Source organism: Azohydromonas lata, from assembly GCF_034427735.1.
Classification (GTDB): domain Bacteria; phylum Pseudomonadota; class Gammaproteobacteria; order Burkholderiales; family Burkholderiaceae_C; genus Azohydromonas; species Azohydromonas lata.
Genome location: NZ_JAXOJX010000046.1, coordinates 1 through 25,019, shown reverse-complemented (window position 1 = coordinate 25,019; position 25,019 = coordinate 1). Strand labels below are relative to the sequence as shown.

Sequence of the window (25,019 nt, the reverse complement as noted above, 5' to 3'; positions counted from 1 at the left end):
AACGAGGCCTGCCGCGTCAGACACGCAGGATGCGCTCGCCGCGGCCAATGCCGCTGGCGCCGGTGCGCACGGTTTCCAAGATGGCGCTGCGGTCCAGCGCCTGCAGGAAGGCGTCAAGCTTGCTGCTGTCGCCGGTGAGCTCCACCGTGTAGCTCTTGTCCGTCACGTCCACGATGTGGCCGCGGAAGATGTCGGCAGTGCGCTTGATCTCCTCGCGCTCCTTGCCCACGGCGCGCACCTTCACCAGCATGAGCTCGCGCTCGATGAAGCTGCCCTCGGTGAGGTCCACCACCTTCACGACCTCGATGAGGCGGTTCAGGTGCTTGGTGATCTGCTCGATCACCTCGTCGCTGCCGGTGGTGACGATGGTCATGCGCGAGAGCGAGGCGTCCTCGGTGGGCGCCACGGTGAGGCTCTCGATGTTGTAGCCGCGCGCCGAGAACAGGGCCACGACGCGGGAGAGCGCGCCGGGCTCGTTTTCCAGCAGCAGCGCAATGATGTGTTTCATGGGTTCGTCCTCCAGGGCTCCTCGGCCCCGGCAGCGGTAACTGCCGGCACCTTGGCCCCGCGTTCGAAGTCAGCAGAAAAAGGCTTGTCGGCCGCCGCCCCGCGCGGCGCCAAGGCAAGGCGCGGTAACGCCCTGCCCCGCGCCGGCTGTGGCCGCCGGCCGGGTGCGGTTACAGGTCCTCGGAGCCCAGCAGCATCTCGGAGATGCCCTTGCCCGCCTTCACCATGGGCCAGACGTTCTCGGTCGGGTCCGTGCGGATGTCCAGGAACACCGTGCGCTCGGTCAGGCGCATGGCCTCGCGCAGCGCGGGCTCCACGTCAGACGGACGCTCGACCTTCAGGCCCACGTGGCCGTAGGCCTCGGCCAGCTTCACGAAGTCCGGCAGCGCATCCATGTAGCTGTGCGAGTAGCGGCCCTCGTAGTCGAGCTCCTGCCACTGCCGCACCATGCCCAGGTAGCGGTTGTTCAGCGAGATCACCTTGACCGGCGTCTTGTACTGCTGGCAGGTCGAGAGCTCCTGGATGCACATCTGTATGGAGCCTTCGCCCGTGATGCAGAACACGTCGCTCTCGGGCTTGGCCAGCTTGATGCCCATGGCGTAGGGCAAGCCCACGCCCATGGTGCCCAGGCCGCCGGAGTTGATCCAGCGCCGCGGCTCCTCGAAGCCGTAGAACTGCGCGGCAAACATCTGGTGCTGGCCGACGTCCGAGGTGATGTAGGTGTCACGCCCGCGGGTGAGCTCGGCGAGCTTTTGCACCACGAACTGCGGCTTGATGACCTCGGAGCTGTTCTTGTACGAGAGGCACTCGCGCTGGCGCCAGCCGTTGACCTGGCTCCACCAGTGGGAGAGCGCCTGCTGGTCCGGGCGCTGCTGGGCCTCGCGGATCTGTGCGATCAGCTCCTGCAGCACTTCCTTGACGTCGCCCACGATGGGGATGTCCACCTTCACGCGCTTGGAAATGGAGGACGGGTCGATGTCCACGTGGACGATCTTGCGCTCCACCGAGGCGAAGTGCGCCGGGTTGCCGATCACGCGGTCGTCGAAACGCGCACCCACGGCCAGCAGCACGTCGCAGTGCTGCATGGTCATGTTGGCTTCGTAGGTGCCGTGCATGCCCAGCATGCCCAGGAACTTCGGGTCGCTCGCGGGAATGGCGCCCAGGCCCATGAGCGTGTTGGTGCAGGGATAGCCCAGCAGGTCGGCGAGCTCGCGCAGCTCGGCCGCCGCGTTGGCCAGCACCACGCCGCCGCCGCTGTAGATATAGGGGCGCTTGGCCTGCAGCAGCAGCTGCACCGCCTTGCGGATCTGACCGCCATGACCCTTGCGCACCGGGTTGTAGGAGCGCATCTCGACCTTGTCGGGATAGCTGAAGGTCGTGGTCTTGAGCGAGACGTCCTTGGGGATGTCCACCACCACCGGGCCAGGACGGCCGGTGCGGGCGATATGGAAGGCCTTCTTCAGCGTCATGGCCAGATCGCGCACGTCCTTCACCAGGAAGTTGTGCTTGACCACCGGACGCGTGATGCCCACCGTGTCGCACTCCTGGAAGGCGTCCAGGCCAATCGCGGCCGTGGGCACCTGCCCGGTGATGATCACCATGGGGATGGAGTCCATGTAGGCCGTGGCGATGCCGGTGACGGCATTGGTCACGCCCGGACCCGAGGTCACCAGCGCCACGCCCACATCGCCGGTGGCGCGCGCATAGCCGTCAGCCGCGTGCACGGCCGCCTGCTCGTGACGCACCAGCACGTGCTGGATCGAATCCTGCTTGTACAGCGCGTCGTAGATGTAGAGCACCGAGCCGCCGGGATAGCCCCAGAGGTACTTGACACCCTCGGCCTGCAGGCTGCGGACGAGGATTTCAGAGCCGTTGAGCTCAGCGGAGGGAGATTGCGGTTGGGCCCGGAGGGCACCCTTGACTTCCGCGGCAGACATGTCCATGAAGAACCTTTGCGAATTTCTCTGACGAAAAACCATCGGTGTCCCTCCTCGCACCCTTGTGGGGCGGATTCGGAACCTGCGCGGTCAAAAACGAGACACCCGTGTTCGGGCGACAGCTTGAGACCAAAAAGCGTTGTGCGAACTATCGATTATGGCATCACCGCCGCACCAGGGTCTTGACGAATGGTGAGCAGCGTCACGCCAGCAGGCATAATCGCGCGCGTTTGCCGCCGCCGGCCCGCCCCTCTTGGCCACCGACAAAGAACTCTCCGATTTCCTCGCCAGCGTTGAGAAACGCGCTTTCAAGCGCACCGCCTACACCGTCCGTGACGACGATGCGGCGCTCGACATCGTGCAGGACGCCATGATCCGTTTAGCGGAAAAGTACGCGGACCGCCCCGCCGCGGAATTGCCGCTGCTGTTCCAGCGCATCCTTTCTAACGCGACCATGGACTGGTTTCGCCGCCGCAAGGTGCGCTCAGCCGTGGAGAGCAACTTCTCCACCTTTGAAGGCGGCGCCGACGACGAGGATTTCAATCTGCTGGAACTGCTGGAGACGCAAGACGGCAGCCTGGGTGCCGAGGGCGCCGACGATCAGGCCTCGCGGGCGCAGATGTTGCAAGTCATCGAACATGAAGTAGCACAGTTGCCAGCGCGTCAACGCGAAGCGTTTCTGCTGCGTTACTGGGAAGAACTCGATGTTGCCGAGACCGCGGAGGTCATGGGTTGCTCTGAAGGCAGTGTCAAAACGCACTGTTCCAGGGCAGTGCATGCCCTGGCCAAGGCTCTGCGCGCCAAGGGAATTGCGCCATGAACTACTCCAGAACCCTCTCCACGCCGCTTGATTCGCAAGCACTTGAAGCACGCTTTGCCCTGCGCCTGACGGCGCGGCTGAGCGAGGGCGCGGCGCGACAGCCCCATGCCATAGAAGAGCGGCTGCGCTTTGCGCGCCAGCAGGCGCTGGAGCGCGCCCGCGAGCGGCGCAAGGCGGTGGTGACGCAACAACCCGCGACAGTTCAGGCCGCAGGCAGCACGCTCGCTTTGGGTGGCGGCCCGCGTGACAAGGGCGGCAGTTGGTGGGAGCGCGCCATGGCCATGGCATTGCCGCTGGCGGTGTTGGTGGGCGGCATGGCACTCATTCACTGGAACCAGACCCACGCCCAAATTGAGGCCGCGGTGCAGATAGACGCCGATCTGCTCACCGATGACCTGCCGCCCGCGGCCTACAGCGATCCCGGCTTCGTCGAATTCCTGCGCAAACAGCAGGACCGCTGACAAGGACCACCGACATCGTGATCCGCCGCCAGCGCCCCGGGCGCCCCCTTCTTATTGCGGCCGCGCTGGCCGTGGCGGCCGGCACCGCTTGGTCACAGCCGGCACCGACCCCGGACACCACAACCCACGCCGGGGCCACCGAGCGCTCGTCGGCCTGGGCCTCGCTCACGCCGGCGCAGCGCACCACGCTGGCGCCGCTGGAGCGCGACTGGCACAACATCGACGTGCTGCGCCAGCGCAAGTGGCTGGAAATCGCCATGCGATTCCCGCGCATGTCGACCGAGGAGCAGCAGCGCGTGCAGGAGCGCATGACCGAGTGGGCCCGCATGACGCCGGAAGAGCGCGGCCGCGCCCGCGTGCAGTTCCAAGAGGTGCGCCAGATCAGCCCGCAGCAGCGCCAAGCCGGATGGGAGGCCTATCAGGCCCTGCCACCTGAGGAAAAACGTGAATTAGCCCTGCGCGCCATGCCCACGCCCGCGCGCGGCGCCGGTCAGGCGGCCGAGCCCAACGCAAAATCCACGATAGTGCGCGTGCCCGCCGCCCCGCCCGTGCTCAAGCCGGTTGGGGCGACGCAGGTGCAGGTGGCGCCCGGCGCCACCACCACCAGCGTCACGCGTGCGCCTACGCCGCCGCTGCACCAGCAACCCGGGCTGCCCAAGATGGCCGCCACTCCGACTTTCGTGGACAAGAACACCCTTTTGCCCAAGCGCGGCGCTCAAGCCGCCGCCACGCTCAGCGAACCGGCCGCCTCGCAGGCGGTTGGCCGCCAGTGACCGCGCCCCTCACCGGCGCGCTGCAGACCCCCAGCCTGAAGCGCCGACTGGCCTGCATGGCCTACGAGGGCGTGCTGCTGTTTGGCGTGCTCATGTTCGCGGGCTTCATCTACTCCGGTCTCACGCAGCAGCGCCACGCGCTGCAGGGCCAGGGCGGCATGCAGGCCTTCCTGTTCGTCATCCTGGGCCTGTACTTCGTGTGGTTCTGGACGCACGGCGGCCAGACTGTGGCCATGAAGGCTTGGCACATCAAGCTGCTGGACGCTCAAGGCGCGCCGGTGGCTCCCAAGCGCGCACTCTGCCGCTACCTGGCCAGCTGGATATGGTTCGTCCCGGCCCTGCTGGCTGCGCGGCTGGCTCACCTGCCCTCCAGCACCGCCATTTTTGGACTGCTGCTGGCCGGCATGCTTGCCTACGCCCTGCTGGCCCTGCTGCACCCGCAGCGCCAGTACTGGCACGATCGCCTCTGCGGCACGCAACTCGTCGTCAGCCGCCCACCGCCGCGCAAGCGCAAGTGAACCCATGCACGACCGTCCGCCCAGCGCCGACACCATTCCGACGCCGATGACCAATCCTCACAAGGGCCGCACCGGGCTGGACCGCATGATGCGCGCCACGCGCTACTCCATGGACGGGCTCAGGATGGCCTATCTCGGCGAGCAGGCCTTCCGCCAGGAAGTCTGGCTGGCCGCCGTGCTGCTGCCGTTGGGCCTGTGGCTTGGGCGCACCTGGGTCGAGACCGCGCTGCTGCTGGGCAGCGTGCTGCTGGTGCTCATCGTCGAGCTGCTCAACTCCGGCATAGAGGCCGCCATAGACCGCGTTTCGCTGGAGCTGCACGACCTCTCCAAGCGCGCCAAGGATCTGGCCAGCGCCGCGGTGTTCCTCTCGCTCGTCCTGTGCGCCATGGTCTGGCTCATGGCGCTGTGGCAGCGTCTGGCCGGCGGCTCCTGACGCGCACCGCTTTCCTGTTCTCCTCCACCGCACCCCTACCTGCGGCGTAGATCTCAGCGCCTCCGCAGAGACTCACACCGGCCCCGTCTTAGGCCATCGCCCATCCCAATGAAAAGCGGCGCACGAAATGTGCGCCGCGATGCGTGAGCCGCGGGCCAAAAGCCCCGCATGCGCGTTCAGTCCTTGCGGCTGCGACGGCGGCTGGTGGCATACAAGCCCAGCAGTCCGCCACCCAGCAGCAGCATCGAGCTGGGCTCGGGCACAGCCGCGGTCGGGGTATTGGAGAAGCTCAGCGTGCCGCCGCCACTGATGGTGGACATGCCGCCAGTCAGCAGTGCCGGACCATTGGAAGCCGCGCTCGTCGTGCCGTTCACGTGCATGTACGAATAAAAGTCGTTGGGCACGTTGAACAGCCGCTTGCCGGCAGCGTTGAGCGACAGCAGCAAAGACACGCCAAAGTCGCCGGAAGCCAGGCCGTTGTAGATGTTCGCCTCGCCCAGGGCCAAGGTCGCCGAGCCCAGCAGCACGTCGTCGCTGCTGTTGCTGCGGGTGAAGTTGACCTGCGTGCCGCCACTGATGGTCGAGCCTGTGGTGCCCAACCGCGTGTTGCTGTTGACGTCCGCGTAAAGGCTGAGGCTGACCGACGCAAAAGCTGCGTGGATCAAGTTGTTGCCCTGCCCGTAGTCCGTCTCACCATTGATGATGAAGGTGGCGTAGAGCTGGTAACCCGCAGATCCAGGGCTGTTGATGTAGGAACTGACGCTGCCGGAGCTGTTGGCGTACGACGACAGGGAAAGGTAGCCCGCCTCACGGAACAGGTCGCCGCTGCCCGCCAGTCCATTGCCGCCCGTGACGGTCTGGGCAATCCTGGCGCCGTAGGCGTAGGACATGCGGTCCGCTGCAACGGTGTTGGCCGGCGTGCCGGAAATTGCATCCTCGTGAACCTGAAAGGCCGGATAAGCGTAGGCAGAAGAAACGCCCCCCAGCGAGGACAAGGCGGCCCCGGCCACCAAGCCGAGAGAGGACAGAAAACGGCACTTCATAAAATTCTTTCGCGGACTACAAGTTTCAACTTGTCAAACTGCGTGTGACTGCACAGTAAAAGCAAGGTCAATGCCAACCTTGAAAAATCACCCTAAGTCCTTGATTTTTAAGAAAATACAGATAGATACAAAACAACTTTACGCAATCAGTGTCAAGTTTTCCGACATAGGTTTATCGACTTGAATCGTATCAAAAATTATCTTAAGAAACTAAATACAACAAAGTTGTTTGACAGGGATTTCCACCTTTCCCGCTCATGCGCCTCCACCAGTGCACAAGGCCATGCGGGCTTGTCCGCAAAAGATCTCATGCTCTCCACGCAGCGTGCTGCAGAACCGCAAAAGCGGTGTACGGACCGCCCTGGGATGTTCCGGCGGCCAAAGACCGCCGATGAAAAACTGCCTGCGGGCGCCCCTTACGTGACGGCGGGCCCCGGTCAGCCCACGACTTTGCTCATGCTCTGAAGGTTGCCGTGCGGCGACATGGGGTGGTTGGTGCGTGTCGCAGCGCCACTGACCTCCAGCTGCTGCAGCGGCTGGCGAATCGAGCGGCTTTGCGCCGCGGGCCCGGCGCCAACACGGCCCATGAAGACGCAGCGCTGCACTTCCTGCACACCCAACAAGGCCTGCAGTCGCTCGACGGCATGCACGGCATTGGCATGCACATCGGCTTGCGCCGTGAAGGAACGTCCCTCGCGCAGGTAGCGGGCGAAGATCAGCGGCGTCATGGCCGGCTGCAGGTTCAGCCCCTGCCGCGTGACGGCCAGCCAGAAGCGCTGCATGGCGCGCCCTGCCGCTACGAACTCGTCCACCGTGTGCGGCTCGCGCGGCGCCACGAGCGCGAAATGCGCCCCGCAGGCCAAGCCGGGAATCAGGTCCATCTGCAGCCGCGGCGCCACCGTGCCGGCCAGCCAGCGGTTGAAGAAGCGCACGCGCCCCCAACTGCCCAGAACGAAACGCATCATCTTCACCGTCATGCGGTCCGCGCCCAAGGCATGGTCCGGCACCTTGTCCACGCTGAAGCGAGCATTCCACTCGATGATCTCTCGGTGTACCAGGTAGGCCTCGCGCATGGTCAGCCGCACTTTGGCAAAGGCGCTGAGCAGCCGCGCCATGTCCAGCCGCTGCGTGAAATCCTCTCGCCACACCACGCGGTAGTGCGGCGCCACCGCCGCCTCCAGCGCCTGCTTCTCCTGCGCCGTGAGCCGCCGCGCGCTCATGGCGCGGCGCTGCACGCTGCGCGACTCGATGCTGGCGGCCAGCGGGTCGGCCTTGAGCCGGGGGTCCGGCTTGAAATGCACGTCGAAGGTGGGCCGCCCAAGCGGCGCATCGCCACGCCGTGTCGAGCGCATGGACCAGCCCCGCACCGAGGCCGCGATGGCCATGGTCTCCAGCAGCGCGCCCAACGACTGCTCGCTGGCGTGGCCGTCCAGGTCGTAGACGCAGTGTTCGCGCGTGTCGAAGCCGTGCACCACGACATGACGCTCATTCACCACCTCGAAGCGCCAGGGCTGCGTGTTGTCGCCGCTGGGCGCCCAACGGGCCAGGTCCAGAATGGCGCGCAGGATGTCTTGGGATTCAAGCGGCATGCAATACCTCCAGGGCTGCGCCCATGCGCCGGCGGGCCACCGACAAGGCCAGGCGCTGTAGCGGGTGGCGGTGCCCGCCCGGGCGCCAGGTGCGCACGTACTTGTTGCGGTAGGCGTCGAAATGCAGCCCATAGGGCGCAGGCCACACCTTGCCGCGGCCCAGCAGCAGCTTGACGCTCTCGCCCGCTGCCATCCCGGCCGCAAGCTGGCAGCCGATGATGGTGGACGGCCCGCGCCGCTCGGCCAGGTTCAGCGTCGAGGGATCGACCAGATAGGCCCCGTGCAGCCCCGCCGGCGCCAGGCCCAGCAGGAAACGCAGCGCCTTCTCGCCGTCCGGCAAATCGCCCCAGCCGAAATACTCCTCAAAGGACATGCGCCCGGGCAGGAAATTCAGCACCGCCGAACCCATGCCCAATGGCGCCGCCGTGCAGGCCGGAATTTTCTTGACATGACAGGCTTCGAAAACCATTTGCCGCGCGGCAAACGCAAAAAAATCCAGTCCATCTATATACAAATCGACACCATCAAAAAAGGCATCGATATTGGCCTTGTCCACGCCCTGGCCGAACACCCTGATATCAAGCTCAGGATTGATGTCCAGCGCCATGGCCTTGAGCACCTCGGCCTTTGGACGGTCCAGGCTGCTCATGGTGGCACCCACCTGGCGATTGAAATTGACGACGTCGAAAACGTCAAAATCAGCAATATGAAAGGCCCCAATGCCCAGGCGGGCCAGCGTGAGCAGATGCACCCCCCCCACGCCACCCATGCCGGCAATGGCCACACGTTTGCCGCGCAATATATTTTGTTCGGCACGCGTTACCCAACCGATATTCCTGGAAAACGCGTTTTGATATTCAAATCTGGCGTCCATACATCCTATAAAGTCGCCACTTATTAGTGCAGACGAATACTGTAGGGGACAAGTGCAGAATTGAAGAGACGACAAGCGCCAATAAAATCACACTGTCTTAAGCAACGTCATGCCCGCGCGGGGCCGGGCATGGGCGCATTGCGCGCAAAGAGCGGCCGGCACCGCGAACCCGGTGCCGGCCGTAGGCAGCTTGGGCGCGTCAGCCCACCACGCGCAAGGCCTTCACGAAGCCTTCGACCTTGCGGCCACGCTTGGCGCGCTTGGACAGGTAAGGCGCCACGCCGGCCCAGCGCAGCACCTCCTCCTTGGCCTTGCCGCCACGGCCGCTGCCCATCACGGTCAGCACCTCGGCGAAGGTGGCCGCCGACAGCAGCGGCTCCTTGGCGTCGACTTCCATCAGCACCAGGCCGCGCCCGCCGCCGGGCTGCAGCTTGAGCTCGGTGAGCGGGAACACCAGCAGCCGCCCGTCCAGCGTGAGGCAAGCCACCTGCTTGTGCGCGGGCATCACCACCGAGGGCGGCAGCAGCAGCTCGCCGTCCTCCAGCGTCAGGAAGGCCTTGCCGGCGCGGTTGCGGCCCTGCAGGTCGCTCACCCGCGCCATCAGGCCAAAGCCGCCCGTGTGCGCCAGCAGCAGCGTGGTGGCGGCGTTGCCGGCAAAGTAATGCGCGGGCTGCGTGCCGGCCTCCAGCTCGATCAGGCTGGTGATGGGCACGCCGTCGCCGCGCCCGCCCGGCAGCGCCGACACGGCCACCGAGTACACGCGGCCGCTGCCCTTAGCCGCGCTGCCGAACACCAGCAGCGTGTCCACGCTGCGGCAGGGGAAGACGCCGTAGAGCGAGTCGCCGGCCTTGAAGGCGAGCGTGGCGGCGTCCACCTCGTGGCCCTTGAGCGCGCGCACCCAGCCCTTGAGGCTGACCACCACCGTCACCGGCTCGTCGGCCACCTTGAGCTCGACGCTGGCGCGCTTGTCGGCCTGTATGAGCGTGCGGCGCTCGTCGCCAAAGGTCTTGGCGTCGGCCTCGATCTCCTTGACCACCGTGCGCTTGAGCGCCGCGGGCGAGGCCAGGATGGCTTCGAGCTTCTCCTGCTCGGCGCGCAGCGCCTTGAGCTCCTGCTCGATCTTGATGGCCTCCAGCCGCGCCAGTTGGCGCAGCCGGATTTCCAGGATGTCCTCGGCCTGGCGGTCGCTCAGACGGAAACGGTCCATGAGCGCGGGCTTGGGCTCGTCCGCGTTGCGGATGATGCGGATGACCTCGTCGATGTTGAGCAGGACGAGCTGGCGCCCTTCCAGCACGTGAATGCGATCCAGCACCTTGGCCAGGCGATGGCGGGTGCGCTTCTGCACCGTGTCGATACGGAAGCCTATCCACTCCAGCAGCACCTGGCGCAGGCTCTTTTGCGTGGGCCGGCCGTCGGCGCCGACCATGGTCAGGTTCAGCGGCGCGCTGCCTTCCAGGCTGGTGTGCGCCAGCAGCACGGTCATGAACTCCTGCTGCGAGACGGTGCGGCTCTTGGGCTCGAACACCAGGCGCACCGGCGCGTCCTTGCTGGACTCGTCGCGCACCGCGTCCAGCACGCCCAACACGCTTTGCTTGAGCTGCAGCTGCTCGGCGGTGAGCGCCTTCTTGCCGGCCTTGACCTTGGGGTTGGTGATCTCCTCGATCTCCTCCAGCACCTTTTGCGCGCTGGCGCCCGGGGGCAGCTCGGTCACGACGACCTGCCACTGGCCGCGGGCCAGGTCTTCAATCTTCCAGCGCGCGCGCACCTTGAGGCTGCCGCGGCCGCCGGCGTAGGCGTCGCGTATCTCGGACGGGCTGCTGATGATCTGGCCGCCGCCGGGAAAGTCGGGGCCGGGCAGCAGCGTGTAGAGCTCGTCGTCGGAAAGCTGCTCGTTCTTGAGCAGCGCCACGGTGGCCGTCGCGACCTCGCGCAGGTTGTGGCTGGGCACCTCGGTGGCCAGGCCCACGGCGATGCCGGAGGCGCCGTTGAGCAGGACAAAGGGCAGCCGCGCGGGCAGCAGCTTGGGCTCGGCGGTGGAGCCGTCGTAGTTGGGCATCAGCTCCACCGTGCCCTCGTCGATCTCGTCGAGCAGCAGCCGCGTGATGGGCGCCAGCCGCGCCTCGGTGTAGCGCATGGCCGCGGCGCCGTCGCCATCGCGGCTGCCGAAGTTGCCCTGGCCGTCGATGAGCGGGTAGCGCAGGGAGAAATCCTGCGCCATGCGCACCAGCGCGTCGTAGGCGGCCGTGTCGCCGTGCGGGTGGTAGCGGCCCAACACGTCGCCCACCACGCGCGCGCTCTTGACGGGCTTGGGCCCGGCGGCCGTCGTGAAGGACAGCCCCATGCGCTGCATGGCGTACAGGATGCGGCGCTGCACCGGCTTCTGGCCGTCGCACACGTCCGGCAGCGCCCGCCCCTTGACCACGCTGAGCGCGTACTCCAGGTAAGCCTGCTGCGCGTAATGCGCCAGGGTGATGGCATCGCTGGCGACGCCGTCGCCGCCCTCGCTGCCGCCATCGAATTCAAGCGTGCTTTGGTCCATGTCTTGTTGTTTCGCCAGCCCTCAAGGACTGAGGGCGGCAGGCTCCAAAGGCCTGCCGCCGTTGAATGGGTTGTGAAAACCGCGCCTGTGGCGGCGTCCCCGGACGCTTCTCAGACGTCCACCTCCACCGCGTCGCCGTGCAGCTCCATGAGCTCGCGCCGCGCCGCGGCCTCGCCCTTGCCCATGAGTTTGCTCAGCCACTCGGTGGTGGCGGCGAAATCGAGCTGGCCGAAAGCCACGGACAGCAGCCGCCGGGTATCTGGGTTGAGCGTGGTGTCCCACAACTGCTCGGCATTCATCTCGCCCAGGCCCTTGAAGCGGCTGATGGTCCAGCTGCCCTCGCGCGCGCCTTCCTTGCGCAGCTTGTCCAGCATGGCTTCGAGCTCGCCCTCGTCCAGCGCGTAGAGCTTGGCCGCGGGCTTCTTGCCGCGCGCCGGGGCGTCGATGCGGAAGAGGGGCGGCTTGGCCACGAACACGTGACCCGCTTCGATGAGCTTGGGAAAGTGGCGGAAGAAGAGCGTGAGCAGCAGCACCTGGATGTGCGAGCCGTCCACGTCCGCGTCCGACAGGATGCACACCTTGCCGTAGCGCAGCCCCGAGAGGTCGGGCTGGTCGTTGGGCCCGTGCGGGTCCACGCCCACGGCCACGGCGATGTCGTGGATCTCGTTGTTCTTGAACAGCAGGTCGCGCTCGACCTCCCAGGCGTTGAGCACCTTGCCGCGCAGCGGCAGGATGGCCTGCGTCTCCTTGTCGCGGCCCATCTTGGCGCTGCCGCCGGCGCTGTCGCCTTCCACCAGGAAAAGCTCATTGAGCGCGATGTCGCGGCTTTCGCAGTCGGTGAGCTTGCCCGGCAGCACGGCCACGCCGGAGCCCTTCTTCTTCTCGACCTTTTGCGCCGCGCGCTGGCGTGTCTGGGCCTGCTTGATCACCAGCTCCGCCAGCTTCTTGCCGTGTTCCACGTGCTGGTGCAGCCACAGCTCCAGCGCGGGACGGACGAAGGCCGACACCAGCCGCAGCGCGTCGCGCGAGTTCAGCCGCTCCTTGGTCTGGCCCTGGAACTGCGGGTCCAGCACCTTGGCCGACAGCACGAAGCTCGCGCGCGAGAACACGTCGTCGGGCATGAGCTTCACGCCCTTGGGCAGCAGCCCGTGCAGTTCCACGAAGCCCTTGACTGCCGTGAAGAGGCCGTCCTTCAAGCCCGCCTCGTGCGTGCCGCCGGCCACCGTGGGGATGAGGTTGACGTAGCTCTCGCGCAGCGTGCCGCCCTCTTCCGTGAACGCGACGCACCAGGCCGCGCCCTCGCCCTCGGCGAAGTTTTCGGTCTCGGCCGGCGTGGCGTAGCGCTCGCCCTCGAACAGCGGGATGAGCGCGTCGGCGCTCAGGCTTTGCTGCAGGTAGTCGCGCAGGCCGCCCTTGTAGAGCCACTCCAGCGTCTCGCCGCTCTTTTCCACGTGCAGCGTCACGCTCACGCCGGGCATGAGCACGGCCTTGCTGCGCAGTAGGTGGACGATCTCCTGGCGCGGCAACTCGGAGCTTTCGAAGTACTTGGCGTCCGGCCACACGCGCACCCGCGTGCCCGACTTCTTCTCGGACCCGGTGGCCTTGCGCACGGCCAGCGGCTCGATCACGTCGCCGCCGCTGAAGGCCAGGCTCGCGGCCTTGCCCTCGCGCCAGACCTCCACCTGCAGCCGGGTCGCCAGCGCATTGGTCACGCTTACGCCCACGCCGTGCAGGCCGCCGGAGAAGCTGTAGGCGCCGCCGGCCCCTTTGTCGAACTTGCCCCCGGCGTGCAGCCGGGTGAACACGATCTCCAGCACCGGCACCTTCTCCTCGGGATGCAGGCCGTAGGGGATGCCGCGCCCGTCGTCCTCCACGGAAACGGAGGCATCGGCATGCAGCGTCACGGCGATGCGCCGGCCATGCCCGGCCAGCGCCTCGTCGGCGGCGTTGTCTATGACCTCCTGGATGATGTGCAGAGGGTTGTCGGTGCGGGTGTACATGCCCGGCCGCTGCTTGACGGGCTCCAGGCCCTTCAGGACGCGGATGGAGCTTTCGCCGTAAACGGGGGCGGAGTTGGTGCTTTTCGTCGCCATGGCTTGATTGTAAGGACCCCAGGCGCAGTGCTGTGTTTTTCAACAGCTTTTGTAAGGGCCAAACACGGCTCCCCGCGCCGCTGCAGCGGCGCATGGAAACACCGCGGCCCAAGCGGCCGTGCCGCGGTCGCTACAGTGGCGGGATGAGCCCCGCGCCAACCTCCTCCCCGACCCGTCTCTCCATGACTCAGGTGCTGCTGTGCGGCGCCGCCATCGTCACGCTGTCCATGGGCATACGCCACGGCTTTGGCCTGTGGCTGCAGCCCGTGACCACCGAGCGGGGCTGGACGCGCGAGACCTTCGCCTTCGCGCTGGCGGTGCAGAACATCGCCTGGGGCCTGGCCGGGCCCTTTGCCGGCATGCTGGCCGACCGCTTCGGGGCGTTTCGCGTGCTGGTGGGCGGCTCGCTGCTGTATGCGCTGGGCCTGGTGCTCATGGGGCTGTCCACCACGGGGCTGGCCTTCACCGGCAGCGCGGGGCTGCTCATCGGCATGGCGCAGTCGGGGACGACCTACGCCGTGATCTACGGCGTCATCGGCCGCCACGTGGCCCCGGAAAAGCGCAGCTGGGCCATGGGCGTGGCTGCGGCGGCGGGCTCCTTCGGCCAGTTCCTGATGGTGCCGGTGGAAAACGGCCTCATCGGCGGGGTGGGCTGGCAGAACGCCCTCTTCATCCTGGGCGCGGCGGCGCTGGCCATCATCCCGTTGTCCTTCGGCCTGCGCGAGCCGCGCGCCGTGCCGGCCGCGGGCGGCGCGCCGCAGCAAAGCATGGGCGCGGCGATCAAGGAGGCGCTGGGCTCGCGCAGCTTCCAGTTGCTGACCGCCGGCTACTTCGTCTGCGGCTTCCAGGTGGTGTTCATAGGCGTGCATCTGCCCAGCTACCTCAAGGACCGCGGGCTGGAGCCGCAGGTGGCCACCACGGCGCTGGCGCTCATAGGCCTGTTCAACGTGTTCGGCACCTACGCCGCGGGCACGCTGGGCCAGCGCCTGGCCAAGCGCCACATCCTCTCGGCCATCTACGCGCTGCGCGCGGTGGCCATCACGGCCTTCATCACGCTGCCGCTGTCGCCCATGAGCGTGTACGTGTTCGCCTCGGTCATGGGCGTGCTGTGGCTGTCCACGGTGCCGCCGACCAACGCGGTGGTGGCGCAGATCTTCGGCGTGCGCTTCCTGTCCATGTTGGGCGGCTTCGTGTTCCTGAGCCACCAGGTGGGCTCGTTCCTGGGCGTGTGGCTGGGCGGCAAGCTCTTCGACGCCACGGGCAGCTACGACGTGGTGTGGTGGATCGCGGTGGCCCTGGGCGTGGTCGCGGCGCTGATCAACCAGCCCGTGCGCGAGCAGCCCATTGCCCGCCCAACGCCCGCCACGGCCTCCGCAGCCTGATTGCGCACCGCCATGGCACCGCGCTTTCGCACCAGGCGCTTGCTCGGCTGGGCCGTGGCCGCGCTGGTGCTGGCCCTGGTGTTCCTGGCCTACCTGCGCCCGTCCATGGTGTTCAGCGTCGCCAACCAGCTCTGGAGCTGTTTTTAGAGCCGGCGGCCCCCCCCCGCTTCAACCTGAGTTCTGCGCATGCATTCCGGCTCCTCCCCCGCTGACGCCGCTTCGCCCTGGATTCGCCGCTTCACGCCGCTGCTGCCTGCAGGCTGCAGCGTGCTGGACGTGGCCTGCGGCGGCGGTCGCCACGTGCACTGGTTCGCGCAACGGGGCCACGAGGTGGTGGCGCTGGACCGCGACGCCGAGGCCGTGGCGCCGCTGCGGGGCATCGCGCGCGTGGTGGTGGCCGACATCGAAAACGGCCCCTGGCCGCTGCCGGGCAAGCGCTTCGGCGCCGTGGTGGTCACGAACTACCTGTGGCGCCCGCTGTTGCCGCGGCTGCTGGAGAGCCTGCAAGACGGCGGCGTGCTGCTCTATGAAACCTTCGCCGCGGGCAACGAGACGGTGGGCCGCCCGCGCAGCCCGGATTTCCTCTTGCGCCCGGGCGAGTTGCTCGACGTGGCGCGGGGCCTGCGCGTGGTGGCGTTCGAAGACGGCTTCCTGCAGGAGCCCGCGCGCTTCGTGCAGCGCATTGCCGCCGTGCGCGAAGCCCCACCCGCGCCGGACGCCGCACCGGCGCGCCGCCTTCTGTAGACCCGGCCCGGCGGGCTGCCGAAACGGGCCGGATAGAATCTCGCGATTAAAGGAAGCTTCTCTCCCATGAAACCCATCACCGGAAGCATCGTTGCACTGGTCACGCCCATGCACGAAGACGGCAGCGTGGACTACGCCGCGCTGCGCAGCCTGATCGACTGGCACATCGCCGAAGGCACCGACTGCATAGGCGTCGTGGGCACCACGGGCGAATCGCCCACGGTGTCGGTGGAGGAGCACTGCGAGATCATCCGCGTGGCCGTCGAGCAGGCCGCGGGCCGCGTGCCCATCATGGCCGGCGCCGGCGCCAACTCCACGCGCGAAGCCATTGAGCTGTCGGAGTTCGCCCGCAAGGTCGGCGCCGACTGCACGCTGCAGGTCGTTCCCTACTACAACAAGCCCACGCAGGAAGGCATCTACCGCCACTTCCGCGCCATCGCCGAGGCCGTGGACATCCCCGTGGTGCTCTACAACGTGCCCGGCCGCACCGTGGCCGATATGGCGCACGACACCGTGCTGCGCCTGGCGCAGGTGCCCGGCATCATCGGCGTCAAGGAAGCCACCGGCAACATCGACCGCGCCACGTGGCTGATCAAGCAGGCGCCGCAGGGCTTTGGCATCTACTCCGGCGACGACCCCACCGCCTTCGCCCTCATGCTGGCCGGCGGCCACGGCAACATCAGCGTCACGGCCAACGTGGCCCCGCGCGCCATGGCCGAGCTGTGCAAGGCCGCCATCGCGGGCGACGCCAAGCGCGCCGTGGAGCTGCACATGCAACTGCTGCCGCTGCACAAGCAGCTCTTCGTGGAGCCCAACCCGATTCCCGTGAAGTGGGCGCTGGCGCGCATGGGCCGTTGCGGCCCGGCGCTGCGGCTGCCGCTCACCGGCCTGTCCGAGGCGGCGCAGCCGCTGGTGGAACAGGCCCTGCGCGACAGCGGCCTGCTCTGAGCCGACCCGGCAGCCGGCTACAACGCCGGCTGCGCCGCTCTCGCCCTCCAGACCTTCCGTCCGCCGCGCGGCGGCGGCTTTTCGCGATGCCTGAAATGAACCGTCTCGTCGTCCCGTCCGCGCTCGTGCTGGCCCTTGGACTCGCCGGCTGCTCCACCATGGAAAACGCGCTGTCCGGCGACAAGCTGGACTACCGCAGCCAGGCCACCAAGACCGCGCCGCTGGAAATCCCGCCGGACCTGACCCAGCTCGCCCGCGACCAGCAGCGCTACCAGCCGCAAAACGGCCCGGTCAGCGCGGCCACCTACCAGCAGGCCGCGCCGGCCGCAGGGGCCGCCCCCACGACGGCGGCCACGCCCGCCGCGGGCGGCGCCGCCACTGCCGGCACGGGTGCCGTGGCGCCCACGCAGCTCGGCGACATGCGCATTGAGCGCGCGGGCAACGAGCGCTGGCTGGTCACCTCGGCCACGCCCGACCAGCTCTGGCCTCAGCTCGTGGCCTTCTGGCAGGAGCGCGGCTTCAACATCGCCAAGGACGATGCCCAGGCCGGCGTGATCGAGACCGAGTGGGCCGAGAACCGCGCCAAACTGCCGCAGGACTTCATCCGCCGCTCCATCGGCAAGATCTTCGACGGCGCCTATTCCACCAGCGAGCGCGACATGTTCCGCACCCGCGTGGAGCGCACCACGCGCGGCACCGAGATCACCATCACGCACCGCGGGATGGAAGAGGTCTTCGTCAGCCAGATGCGCGACCAGACCAAGTGGACCGCCCGTCCCAGCGATCCGGGCCTGGAGGCCGAATTCCTCAGCCGCCTGATGGTCAAGCTCGGCGCCAAGGAGGAAGTGGCCCGCGCCACCGTGGCCCAAGCGCCGGTGCAGGCCCCGCGCGCCCGCGCGCTTGACGGCCAGGCCGCCGCGCTGCAACTGGACGACAGCTTCGACCGCGCCTGGCGCCGCGTCGGCGTGGCGCTGGACCGCAGCGGCTTCACCGTCGAAGACCGGGACCGCACCAGCGGCCTGTACTACGTGCGCTACGTCGACCCCAAGGAAGCCAAGCGCGAGGAGCCCGGCTTCTTCAGCCGCCTCTTCGGCCGCGACGAGAAGCGCGCCGTGACGGACCGCTACCGCGTGGCCGTCAAGTCCGAGGGCAACGCCAGCACCGTGTCGGTGCAGAACGCCCAAGGCGCGCCGGACGGCGGTGAAGTCGCCAAGCGCATCGTGCAGGCGCTGCTGGACGACCTGAAGTAAGCCTTTCGCTGACTACCTCTTCCCGGCAGTACCGCGGGTGATGCGCTTCAGCAACCTGGGCAGCGGCAGCTCAGGCAATTCGACCCTGGTCGAGGCCGGCCCCGCCGGCCGGCCCACGCGGCTGCTGGTGGACTGCGGCTTCTCCATGCGCGAGCTGGGCCGGCGTCTGGCGCTGCGCGGCGTGGAGCTTGGACAGATCGACGCCGTGTTCGTCACGCACGAGCATGGCGACCACGTGGGCTGCGCCCTCACGCTGGCACGCCGCCATGGCGTGCGGCTGTGCATGAGCGCGGGCACTTGGGCCGCGCTGCGCCGCAAGGCGGGGCTGGACGAGTCCGACGCCGAGCCCGCTTTCCTGCAGGTGCTGTCCTGCGGCGACAGGCTGGACTTGGGCGCGCTGCAGCTTCAACCCTTTGGCGTGCCGCATGACGCGCGCGAGCCGCTGCAGTTGCGCGTGCACGATGGCCAGCACCACCTGGGCCTGCTCACCGACTTGGGCGAGGTGACGGACGCCGTCGCCCAAGCCCTTGGCGGCTGCGATGCCCTGCTGCTGGAAACCAATCACGACCGCGACATGCTGGCCGCCGGGCCCTATCCCTGGGTGCTCAAGCGCCGCATCAGCGGCCGCTTCGGCCACCTGGAAAACAGCCTGTCCGCCGCGCTGCTGCAGCGGCTTCACCACGCCGGGCTGCGCCACGTGGTGGCCGCGCACCTGAGCCGCCAGAACAACACGCCTGAGCTGGCCGCGCAGGCGCTGGCCGCGGCCTTGGGCACGGGCGTGCAGGACGTGCTCGTCGCCGACCCCGTGCACGGCTGCGGCTGGCTGGACCTGCACTGAACGGGCGCGCGTCACGGCGCGCTTTTCAATGTCCCCAGCGCGGCTCCCGCGTCCCGGAGCGTGCATGCGTGCGCACGAATCGTCCGGCGCCACGCCGCAAGTGAAGCGCAGGCGGCTTGTGGAGCGCATCGCGCATCCCGCTCTTCGCCCCGTCCCAGGCCGCATCCGCTCCCGGCCATAAAAAAGCCGCCCGCAGGCGGCTTCTTTTCCAGCTGTGGCTTGCAGATTACTGCGAAGCGGCAGAGGCAGCGGCGGAAGCGGCCGAAGCGGCAGCGTCGGCGGCGCCAGCAGCGGCGGAAGCGGCAGCGGAGGCAGACTCGGCGGCCGGAGCAGCGGCGGGAGCGGGAGCCGGGGCGGGGGCAGGAGCTTCTTCCTTCTTGCCGCAAGCGGTCAGGGCAGCGGCGGCAATGACGGCAGCCAGCAGGAGCGACTTGTTCATTTGTGTGTCCTCGAATTCGAAAAGTAGTCGAACAATTACCAATCGGCTGGGGTGTTCGAAGCCCCGACTCACGGGGACGCGGATCGTTACTTGTGAACCTTGTCCAACCTGAAATTATACCGTTGCACTAGGGTAGGTCCCTACTGCAACGGGCCGCTGCGCCCTTGGACGGTGCAAGCGTTGCGGCCACGCATCACTTTCGTGCCTGTAACGATTGCTGCCTTGATTGGAAGTTGAGGCCTCAAGCTTCCAGCGGCTGCACCCAGCCGGCGCAGGCCCAATCGCGGAGCAATTCGTGTGCGTCCTCGCTCAATGCGGCCACGTCGCGCGCGGACAGCCGGCCCTCGTCGGCCAGGCGGCGCATGAGCCGCGCGTCGCGCCCGCCGGCGCGGAAGGACTCGCCGTTGATGAAGACGAATTTCTCGTCATACATCATGCGGCTGCGCCGGTGCAGGGCAACGCCGCCCGCGACGTCCGCGTCCTCGTTCTGCTCGAACCACACGATGGGTTTGGGCTCGCTCAGGATCTCCCCCAGCGCCGCCTGCAGCAGCGCCGGGTCGCGCAGCGCACGCTCCAGGGCGCGGCGCGCGAAGTCCGACAGCGCCTGCGGAATCTCGCCCGGCGTGGCGGTGGCGGGCTGCTTGGGGTCGCGGTAGAGGCGGCCCTTCTCCTCCTCGTCCATGAGCTCCGGCAGGCGCTGCAGCAGCTCGCGGGCGAGGTCGTCCTCGCAGGGCACGCGGAAGCCTGCCGAGCAGGTCATGCACTCGCCGTCCACGGCCGTGCCGTCGTGGCCCCAGCGCGGGGGCAGGTAGAGCATGTCGCCGGGCTCCAGCACCACGTCCTCGGTGGGTTGGAAGTTGGCCAGCAGCTTCAGCGGCACGCCGGGCACCAGGGATTCGTCCTGCACCGGGCCTATGCGCCAGCGGCGCTTGCCCTGTACCTGAATGAGGAACACGTCGTAGTTGTCCATGTGGGCGCCGACGCCGCCGCCCTCGCTGGCCCAAGAGATCATCAGGTCGTCCAGCCGCGCCTGCGGAACGAAGCGAAAGCGCGAGAGCAACTCGTGCGCGGCCGGCACGTGGTGGTCCAGCCCCTGCACCAGCAGCGTCCAGCGCGGCTGCTTGACCGCGGGCAGTGCCTGGCGCGGCAGCGGCCCGTGGCGCAGCTTCCAGGCGTCGCCCTTGGCGACGATGACGCGGGATTCGACGTCCTCCTGCTGCGCCAGCGCGAACATGTCGGCACGGGTGATGGGCGGCGTGATGCCGGGAAGGGCCTGGCGCACCAGCAGGGGCTTTTTTTGCCAGTAGCGGCGCATGAAGGTGGCGGGGCTGATGCCGCCGAGAAGGGTCGTGGCTTGGTCAATCTGCATTCCCGGGATTGTCATGCCCGCTGTGGCATCCTCGGACGATGAACATCAACGCACCTTGCGTGGTCAGCCTCACCTGGACGCTGGCCGACGCACAAGGCCAGACCATCGACGAGCTGGCCGATCCGGTCGAATTCTTTTACGGCGGCGACGACCTCCTGCCCAAGGTCGAAGAAGCCCTGGCCGGCCATGAAACCGGCCACGAGGCCTGGCTGCACCTGGAGCCCGAGCACGCCTTCGGCGACTACAAGCCTGAGCTGGTGTGCTTCGAGGCCAGAAGCCTGTTCCCCGAGCAGGTCGAGCCCGGCATGGCCTTCGAAGGGCTGCCTGAGGGCAGCGCCACCACCGGCATGCCCGCCGACACCGTCTACATGGTCACCGAGGTGTACCCGGAGCACGTGGTGCTGGACGGCAACCACCCGCTGGCCGGCATCGCGCTGCAGCTGCACATCAAGGTGCGCGACGTGCGCGAGGCCACCGAGGAAGAAATCGAGGCCGGCAGCGTCGGCGACAGCGTGCTGGCCCTCCTGGCCCCGCCGCCCGGCGCGCCGCGCGACGAAACGCTGCACTGACAGCGCCGAAGTAAAGAGAAGGAAGTACAGGCATGAGTTCCGGCATCCAATGGGACCTGTTCCTCGCCGCTGCCACGGCGCTGGCCCTCACGCCGGGGCCGGACATGATTTACGTCGTCTCGCGCGCGCTGGCGCAGGGCCGCAAGGCGGCGCTGATCTCCGCGGCCGGGCTGACGCTGGGCGTGGCGGCCCACACCTTCTTCGCTGCCTTCGGCGTGACGGTGCTGCTGCAGACCTCGGAGATCGCCTTCACGGCGCTCAAGGTCGCGGGCGCCTGCTATCTGCTGTGGATGGGCGTGCAGCTGTGGCGCGCGGCGCCGAGCATGGACATCCACGCCGCGTCTGACCGCCTGGGCCCTCGCGCCCTCTTCCTGCAAGGCGCCCTCTCTGCGCTGCTCAACCCCAAGCTGGCCCTGTTTTTCCTGGCCTTCCTGCCGCAGTTCGTCCCGGCCGACAGCGCCTCGCCGGCGCTGGACACGGTGCTGCTGGGCCTGGCCTTTGGCGCCATTGGCGTGCCGGTGCAGGCCGTGGCGGGCTGGGTGGCCGGATCGTTGAGCCAGGCGCTGCGCCGCAACCCGCGCGCGGTGGTGAGCACCTTCCGCTTCAGCGGCGCGCTCATGCTCATCCTGGGCTTGAGGCTGCTGGTGTCGCCGCGCTGACAGCGCTTTCCCGACGCGAAAAAGCCGGCCCGCGGGCCGGCTTTTTCATTGGGCGGCGCCTGGCGGCTCAAGCCGCCTTGGCCGCCTGCCCCGGCTCATCCGCCTCGCCCTGCTCCGGCGCCGTGATGGGCCCCTTGCCGCTGAAGCGGTCCAGCGCGAGGTAAATCACCGGGGTGATGTAGAGCGTCACGGCCTGCGAGAACACCAGGCCGCCCACCACCGCCAGGCCCAGCGGCTGGCGCAGCTCGGCGCCGGCGCCTATGCCCAGCGCGATGGGCAGCGCGCCCATGAGCGCGGCCAGCGTGGTCATCATGATGGGACGAAAGCGCAGCACGCAGGCCTCGCGTATCGCCTCCACCGGCTTCATGCCGCGCTCGCGCTGCGCCTCCAGCGCGAAGTCGATCATCATGATCGCGTTCTTCTTGACGATGCCTATGAGCAGCAGGATGCCGATCGTGGCGATGATGGTCAGGTCCTGGCCGAAGAACTTGAGCATCAGCAGCGCGCCCACGGCGGCCGAGGGCAGGCCCGCCAGGATGGTCAGCGGGTGGATGTAGCTCTCATACAGCACGCCCAGCAGCACGTAGATCACCAGCAGCGCCGCCACGATCAATATCGCCTGGCTGCCCTGCGAGCTCTTGAAAACGGCCGCGTCGCCGCCGTAGCGGGTGATGATGGATTCGGGCATCCCTATGGCCGTGCGGTAGCCCTCCAGCTTCTCCGTCGCGTCGCCCAGCGCCACGCCGGGGGCGAGGTTGAAGGACACCGTCACCGCCTGCAGCTGGCCCACGTGGTTGACCGAGATGGGCCCCACCGTGCGAGAGACGGTGGCGAAGGCCGACAGCGGCACCAGCGTGCCGCCGGCGGAGCGCACGTAGATGCGCGAGAGGTCCGCCTCGTCCTCCTTGGCCTGCGGCGCCGCCTCCATGATCACCTGGTAGTTGTCGGTGTTGGTGTAGATGGTGGAGACCTGCCGCTCGCCAAACGCGCTGTAGAGCGCGGTGCGCACGGCGTCTATGGACACGCCCAGCGTGTTGGCGCGGTCGCGGTCGATGGACAGCGAGGCCTGCAGCCCGCGCAGTTGCGCGTCGCTGGTGACATCGCGGAACAGCGCATCGCCACGCAGCTTTTCCTGCAGCTTGGTGGCCCATTCGTAGATCTCGCCGGCCTGCACGCTTTGCAGGATGTACTGGTACTGCGCCTTGCTGGAGCGGCCGCCGAGCTGCAGGTTCTGCACCGGGCGCATGTAGACGGTGATGCCCGCCACCGTGCGCAGCTTGCGCCGCAGGCCCTCCACCACTTCCTTCATGCTCGCGCGGTCCTTGCGCGGCTTGAGGTTGACGAACATGCGGCCGGTGTTGGTGGTGTTGCCGCCGCCGCCCAGGAAGGAGTTGACGCTGAGCACGTTGGGGTCGTCGCGGATGATGGCCGCCGCGCGCTCCTGCAACTGCACCATGCCCTGGAAGGAGATGTCCTCTGCGGCTTCCGTGCTCACCGAGAGCTGGCCGATGTCTTCCTCGGGGAAGAAGCCCTTGGGAATGGTCATGAACAGCCAGACCGTGGCCACCAGGGTGCCCAGCGCCACCAGCATCACCACGCCGCGGAACTTGAGCGCGGCGTCCAGCGTGCGGCTGTAGACGCGCAGCACGGCATCGAAAGCGTGCTCGAAGCCGCGCACCAGCAGCCCGGGCGGCTTCTTGTGCGCCTCGTCGCTCAGGAAACGGCTGGCCAGCATCGGCACCAGCGTGAGCGACACGAAGGCCGACACCACAATGGCCAGCGACACCACCACGGCGAACTCGTGGAACAACAGCCCAATCACCCCGGGCATGAAGAAGATGGGGATGAAGACCGCGATCAGCGAGGTGGAGATGGAGATGATGGTGAAGCCCACCTCGCGCGAGCCGCGCAGCGCGGCCTGGAAGGGCGGTACGCCCTTCTCCACGTGGCGGATGATGTTCTCCAGCATCACGATGGCGTCGTCCACCACCAGGCCCACGGCCAGCGTCAGGCCCAGCAGCGAGATGTTGTCCAGCGAGTAGCCCAGCCCCCACAGCAGTGACAGCGCGCCCACCAGCGACACCGGCAGCGACAGCGACGGGATGACGGTGGCCACGAAGCGGCGCAGGAACAGGAAGATCACCAGCACCACCAGCACCACCGTGCCCAGCAGCGTGAGGTTGACGTCGTGCAGCGCCTCGCGGATGGACACCGAGCGGTCGTTGACCAGGCTCACTTTCACCGACTGCGGCAACTGCTCCTGGAACCCCGGCAGCGCCGCCTTGATGGAGTCCACCACCCGCACCGTGTTGGCGTCGGGCTGCCTTTGAATGGCCAGCGTGATGGAGCGCTCGCCGTTGAAGCTGTTGAAGTTGCGGACGATCTCGTAGCTGTCCTCGACCTGCGCCACGTCGCGCAGCCGCACGGCGTTGCCGTTGCGGCTGGCAACGATCACTTCCGAGAACTCGGCCGCGTTGCGCAACTGGCGGTTGGCCTGCAGCGTGAGCGTCTGGCTCGTCCCTTCCAGCGTGCCCACGGGCGTGTTGGCGTTGGCCGCGCGCAGGGCGCTGGCGACTTCGTCCAGGCCGATGTTGCGGGCGGCAAGCTGGTCCGGCAGCACGCGCACGCGCACGGCAAAGCGCTTCTGGCCGTAGATGTTCACCTGCGCCACGCCGGGCAGCGTGGACAGCGTCGGGGAGATGAGGTGCTCGGCGTAGTCGTTGAGGTCTTGCAGGCTCAGCGCGGGCGAGGTCAGCGCCAGCAGCAGCACGGGGGCGTCGGCGGGGTTGACCTTGCGGTAGGACGGCGGCTGCGTCATGTCCTGCGGCAACTGGCGCTGCGCGCGCAGCAGCGCGGCCTGCACGTCCACGGCGGCGGCGTCGATGTCGCGGCCCTCGTCGAACTCCAGCGTCACCGAGGTGTTGCCCAGCGTGCTGGTGGAGCTGATGACGTTCAGGCCCGGAATGGTCTGGAACTGCTTTTCCAGTTGCAGCGCCACCGAGGTGGCCATGTTCTCGGGGCTGGCGCCGGGCAGCGAGGCCGAGACGTTGATGACGGGCGTGTTGTAGCTGGGCAGTGCCGCCACCGGGATGCGGCCATAGGCCAGCACACCGGCCACGACGATGGCCAGGTTGAGCAGCACCGTCATCACCGGACGGCGAATGAACAGCTCCGACAGGTTCACCGCAGCGCCTCCGCCTGCGACGCCGCCGTGGCCCTGTCTCTTATACACAT

General features: G+C 67.8%; 22 protein-coding genes. 13 read left to right on the top strand and 9 right to left on the bottom strand.

Annotated elements, in window-relative coordinates; translation table 11 throughout:
- Positions 1–16 precede the first annotated feature (16 nt).
- Together ilvN and SM757_RS23580 are read right to left on the bottom strand one after the other, a co-directional pair.
- On the bottom strand, positions 17–508 hold the full coding sequence (ilvN, locus tag SM757_RS23585) for an acetolactate synthase small subunit (protein ID WP_066333806.1): 492 nt from the start codon (positions 506–508) through the stop codon (positions 17–19).
- Between the two features lie 169 nt (positions 509–677).
- A complete protein-coding gene (locus tag SM757_RS23580; protein WP_066333807.1) occupies positions 678–2,450 on the bottom strand; it encodes an acetolactate synthase 3 catalytic subunit in 1,773 nt (590 codons plus the stop codon).
- A 247-nt stretch (positions 2,451–2,697) separates the two neighbouring features.
- Here SM757_RS23580 and SM757_RS23575 point away from each other — a divergent pair, with 247 nt between their 5' ends.
- Genes SM757_RS23575 through SM757_RS23555 form a run of 5 tightly spaced genes read left to right on the top strand, consistent with a single transcriptional unit; the run spans position 2,698 to position 5,449 of the window.
- A complete protein-coding gene (locus SM757_RS23575) occupies positions 2,698–3,264 on the top strand; it encodes an RNA polymerase sigma factor (protein ID WP_322467271.1) in 567 nt (188 codons plus the stop codon).
- Complete coding sequence (locus SM757_RS23570; RefSeq protein ID WP_322467270.1) at positions 3,261–3,725, top strand: DUF3619 family protein; 465 nt, start codon at positions 3,261–3,263, stop codon at positions 3,723–3,725. Before SM757_RS23575 ends, SM757_RS23570 begins: the two co-directional genes overlap by 4 nt.
- A gap of 17 nt (positions 3,726–3,742) precedes the next feature.
- Positions 3,743–4,498: a DUF3106 domain-containing protein gene (locus tag SM757_RS23565; protein WP_322467269.1), complete on the top strand. Its 756-nt coding sequence runs from the start codon at positions 3,743–3,745 to the stop codon at positions 4,496–4,498.
- Complete coding sequence (locus SM757_RS23560; RefSeq protein WP_322467268.1) at positions 4,495–5,016, top strand: RDD family protein; 522 nt, start codon at positions 4,495–4,497, stop codon at positions 5,014–5,016. Before SM757_RS23565 ends, SM757_RS23560 begins: the two co-directional genes overlap by 4 nt.
- Before the next feature lie 4 nt (positions 5,017–5,020).
- A complete protein-coding gene (locus SM757_RS23555; RefSeq protein WP_407655798.1) occupies positions 5,021–5,449 on the top strand; it encodes a diacylglycerol kinase in 429 nt (142 codons plus the stop codon).
- A gap of 176 nt (positions 5,450–5,625) precedes the next feature.
- Here the strand turns inward: SM757_RS23555 and pepA are convergent, their stop codons facing one another.
- The 5 genes from pepA to SM757_RS23530 all read right to left on the bottom strand — a co-directional run bounded on the left by pepA (position 5,626) and on the right by SM757_RS23530 (position 13,587).
- The gene (gene pepA, locus SM757_RS23550; protein ID WP_322467267.1) at positions 5,626–6,492 is read right to left on the bottom strand and encodes a flocculation-associated PEP-CTERM protein PepA; all 867 of its coding nucleotides are present in this window, start codon (positions 6,490–6,492) and stop codon (positions 5,626–5,628) included.
- Between the two features lie 437 nt (positions 6,493–6,929).
- Positions 6,930–8,081: a nitroreductase family protein gene (locus SM757_RS23545; RefSeq protein WP_322467266.1), complete on the bottom strand. Its 1,152-nt coding sequence runs from the start codon at positions 8,079–8,081 to the stop codon at positions 6,930–6,932.
- The gene (locus SM757_RS23540; protein WP_066333824.1) at positions 8,071–8,955 is read right to left on the bottom strand and encodes a ThiF family adenylyltransferase; all 885 of its coding nucleotides are present in this window, start codon (positions 8,953–8,955) and stop codon (positions 8,071–8,073) included. Before SM757_RS23540 ends, SM757_RS23545 begins: the two co-directional genes overlap by 11 nt.
- A 199-nt stretch (positions 8,956–9,154) precedes the next feature.
- The gene (gene parC, locus SM757_RS23535; RefSeq protein WP_322467265.1) at positions 9,155–11,494 is read right to left on the bottom strand and encodes a DNA topoisomerase IV subunit A; all 2,340 of its coding nucleotides are present in this window, start codon (positions 11,492–11,494) and stop codon (positions 9,155–9,157) included.
- Positions 11,495–11,604: 110 nt separating this feature from the next.
- Positions 11,605–13,587 (bottom strand): DNA topoisomerase IV subunit B, encoded by a 1,983-nt coding sequence (locus SM757_RS23530; protein WP_322467264.1) that lies wholly within the window; start codon positions 13,585–13,587, stop codon positions 11,605–11,607.
- Positions 13,588–13,769: 182 nt separating this feature from the next.
- On the opposite strand from SM757_RS23530, the gene SM757_RS23525 reads away from it, so the two are divergent.
- The 6 genes from SM757_RS23525 to SM757_RS23500 all read left to right on the top strand — a co-directional run bounded on the left by SM757_RS23525 (position 13,770) and on the right by SM757_RS23500 (position 18,749).
- Entirely contained in the window at positions 13,770–14,969 is a 1,200-nt protein-coding gene (locus tag SM757_RS23525; protein WP_407655797.1) for an MFS transporter, read from the top strand.
- 12 nt (positions 14,970–14,981) lie between these two features.
- A complete protein-coding gene (locus tag SM757_RS23520) occupies positions 14,982–15,116 on the top strand; it encodes a hypothetical protein (protein WP_322467262.1) in 135 nt (44 codons plus the stop codon).
- 39 nt (positions 15,117–15,155) lie between these two features.
- Positions 15,156–15,713, top strand: a complete 558-nt coding sequence (locus SM757_RS23515) for a class I SAM-dependent methyltransferase (RefSeq protein WP_322467261.1) — start codon at positions 15,156–15,158, stop codon at positions 15,711–15,713.
- Positions 15,714–15,779: 66 nt separating this feature from the next.
- Positions 15,780–16,661 (top strand): 4-hydroxy-tetrahydrodipicolinate synthase, encoded by an 882-nt coding sequence (dapA, locus tag SM757_RS23510; protein ID WP_066333832.1) that lies wholly within the window; start codon positions 15,780–15,782, stop codon positions 16,659–16,661.
- Between the two features lie 95 nt (positions 16,662–16,756).
- Positions 16,757–17,911, top strand: coding sequence for an outer membrane protein assembly factor BamC (bamC, locus tag SM757_RS23505; RefSeq protein WP_407655796.1), 1,155 nt, complete (start codon positions 16,757–16,759; stop codon positions 17,909–17,911).
- Between the two features lie 40 nt (positions 17,912–17,951).
- Positions 17,952–18,749: an MBL fold metallo-hydrolase gene (locus SM757_RS23500; RefSeq protein WP_322467259.1), complete on the top strand. Its 798-nt coding sequence runs from the start codon at positions 17,952–17,954 to the stop codon at positions 18,747–18,749.
- 680 nt (positions 18,750–19,429) lie between these two features.
- Here SM757_RS23500 and SM757_RS23495 read toward each other — a convergent pair.
- Positions 19,430–20,557 (bottom strand): JmjC domain-containing protein, encoded by a 1,128-nt coding sequence (locus tag SM757_RS23495; protein ID WP_066333838.1) that lies wholly within the window; start codon positions 20,555–20,557, stop codon positions 19,430–19,432.
- A gap of 38 nt (positions 20,558–20,595) precedes the next feature.
- Between SM757_RS23495 and SM757_RS23490 the strand changes: the two genes are divergently transcribed.
- Both SM757_RS23490 and SM757_RS23485 read left to right on the top strand, forming a co-directional pair.
- The gene (locus tag SM757_RS23490) at positions 20,596–21,126 is read left to right on the top strand and encodes an FKBP-type peptidyl-prolyl cis-trans isomerase (protein WP_322467258.1); all 531 of its coding nucleotides are present in this window, start codon (positions 20,596–20,598) and stop codon (positions 21,124–21,126) included.
- A 32-nt stretch (positions 21,127–21,158) separates the two neighbouring features.
- Positions 21,159–21,785 carry a LysE family translocator gene (locus SM757_RS23485; protein ID WP_066333844.1) on the top strand — a complete coding sequence of 209 codons (627 nt, stop codon included), beginning with the start codon at positions 21,159–21,161 and terminating at the stop codon, positions 21,783–21,785.
- A 67-nt stretch (positions 21,786–21,852) separates the two neighbouring features.
- On the opposite strand, the gene SM757_RS23480 is transcribed toward SM757_RS23485, so the two are convergent.
- The gene (locus tag SM757_RS23480; RefSeq protein WP_322467257.1) at positions 21,853–24,969 is read right to left on the bottom strand and encodes an efflux RND transporter permease subunit; all 3,117 of its coding nucleotides are present in this window, start codon (positions 24,967–24,969) and stop codon (positions 21,853–21,855) included.
- Between the last annotated feature and the right edge of the window lie 50 nt (positions 24,970–25,019).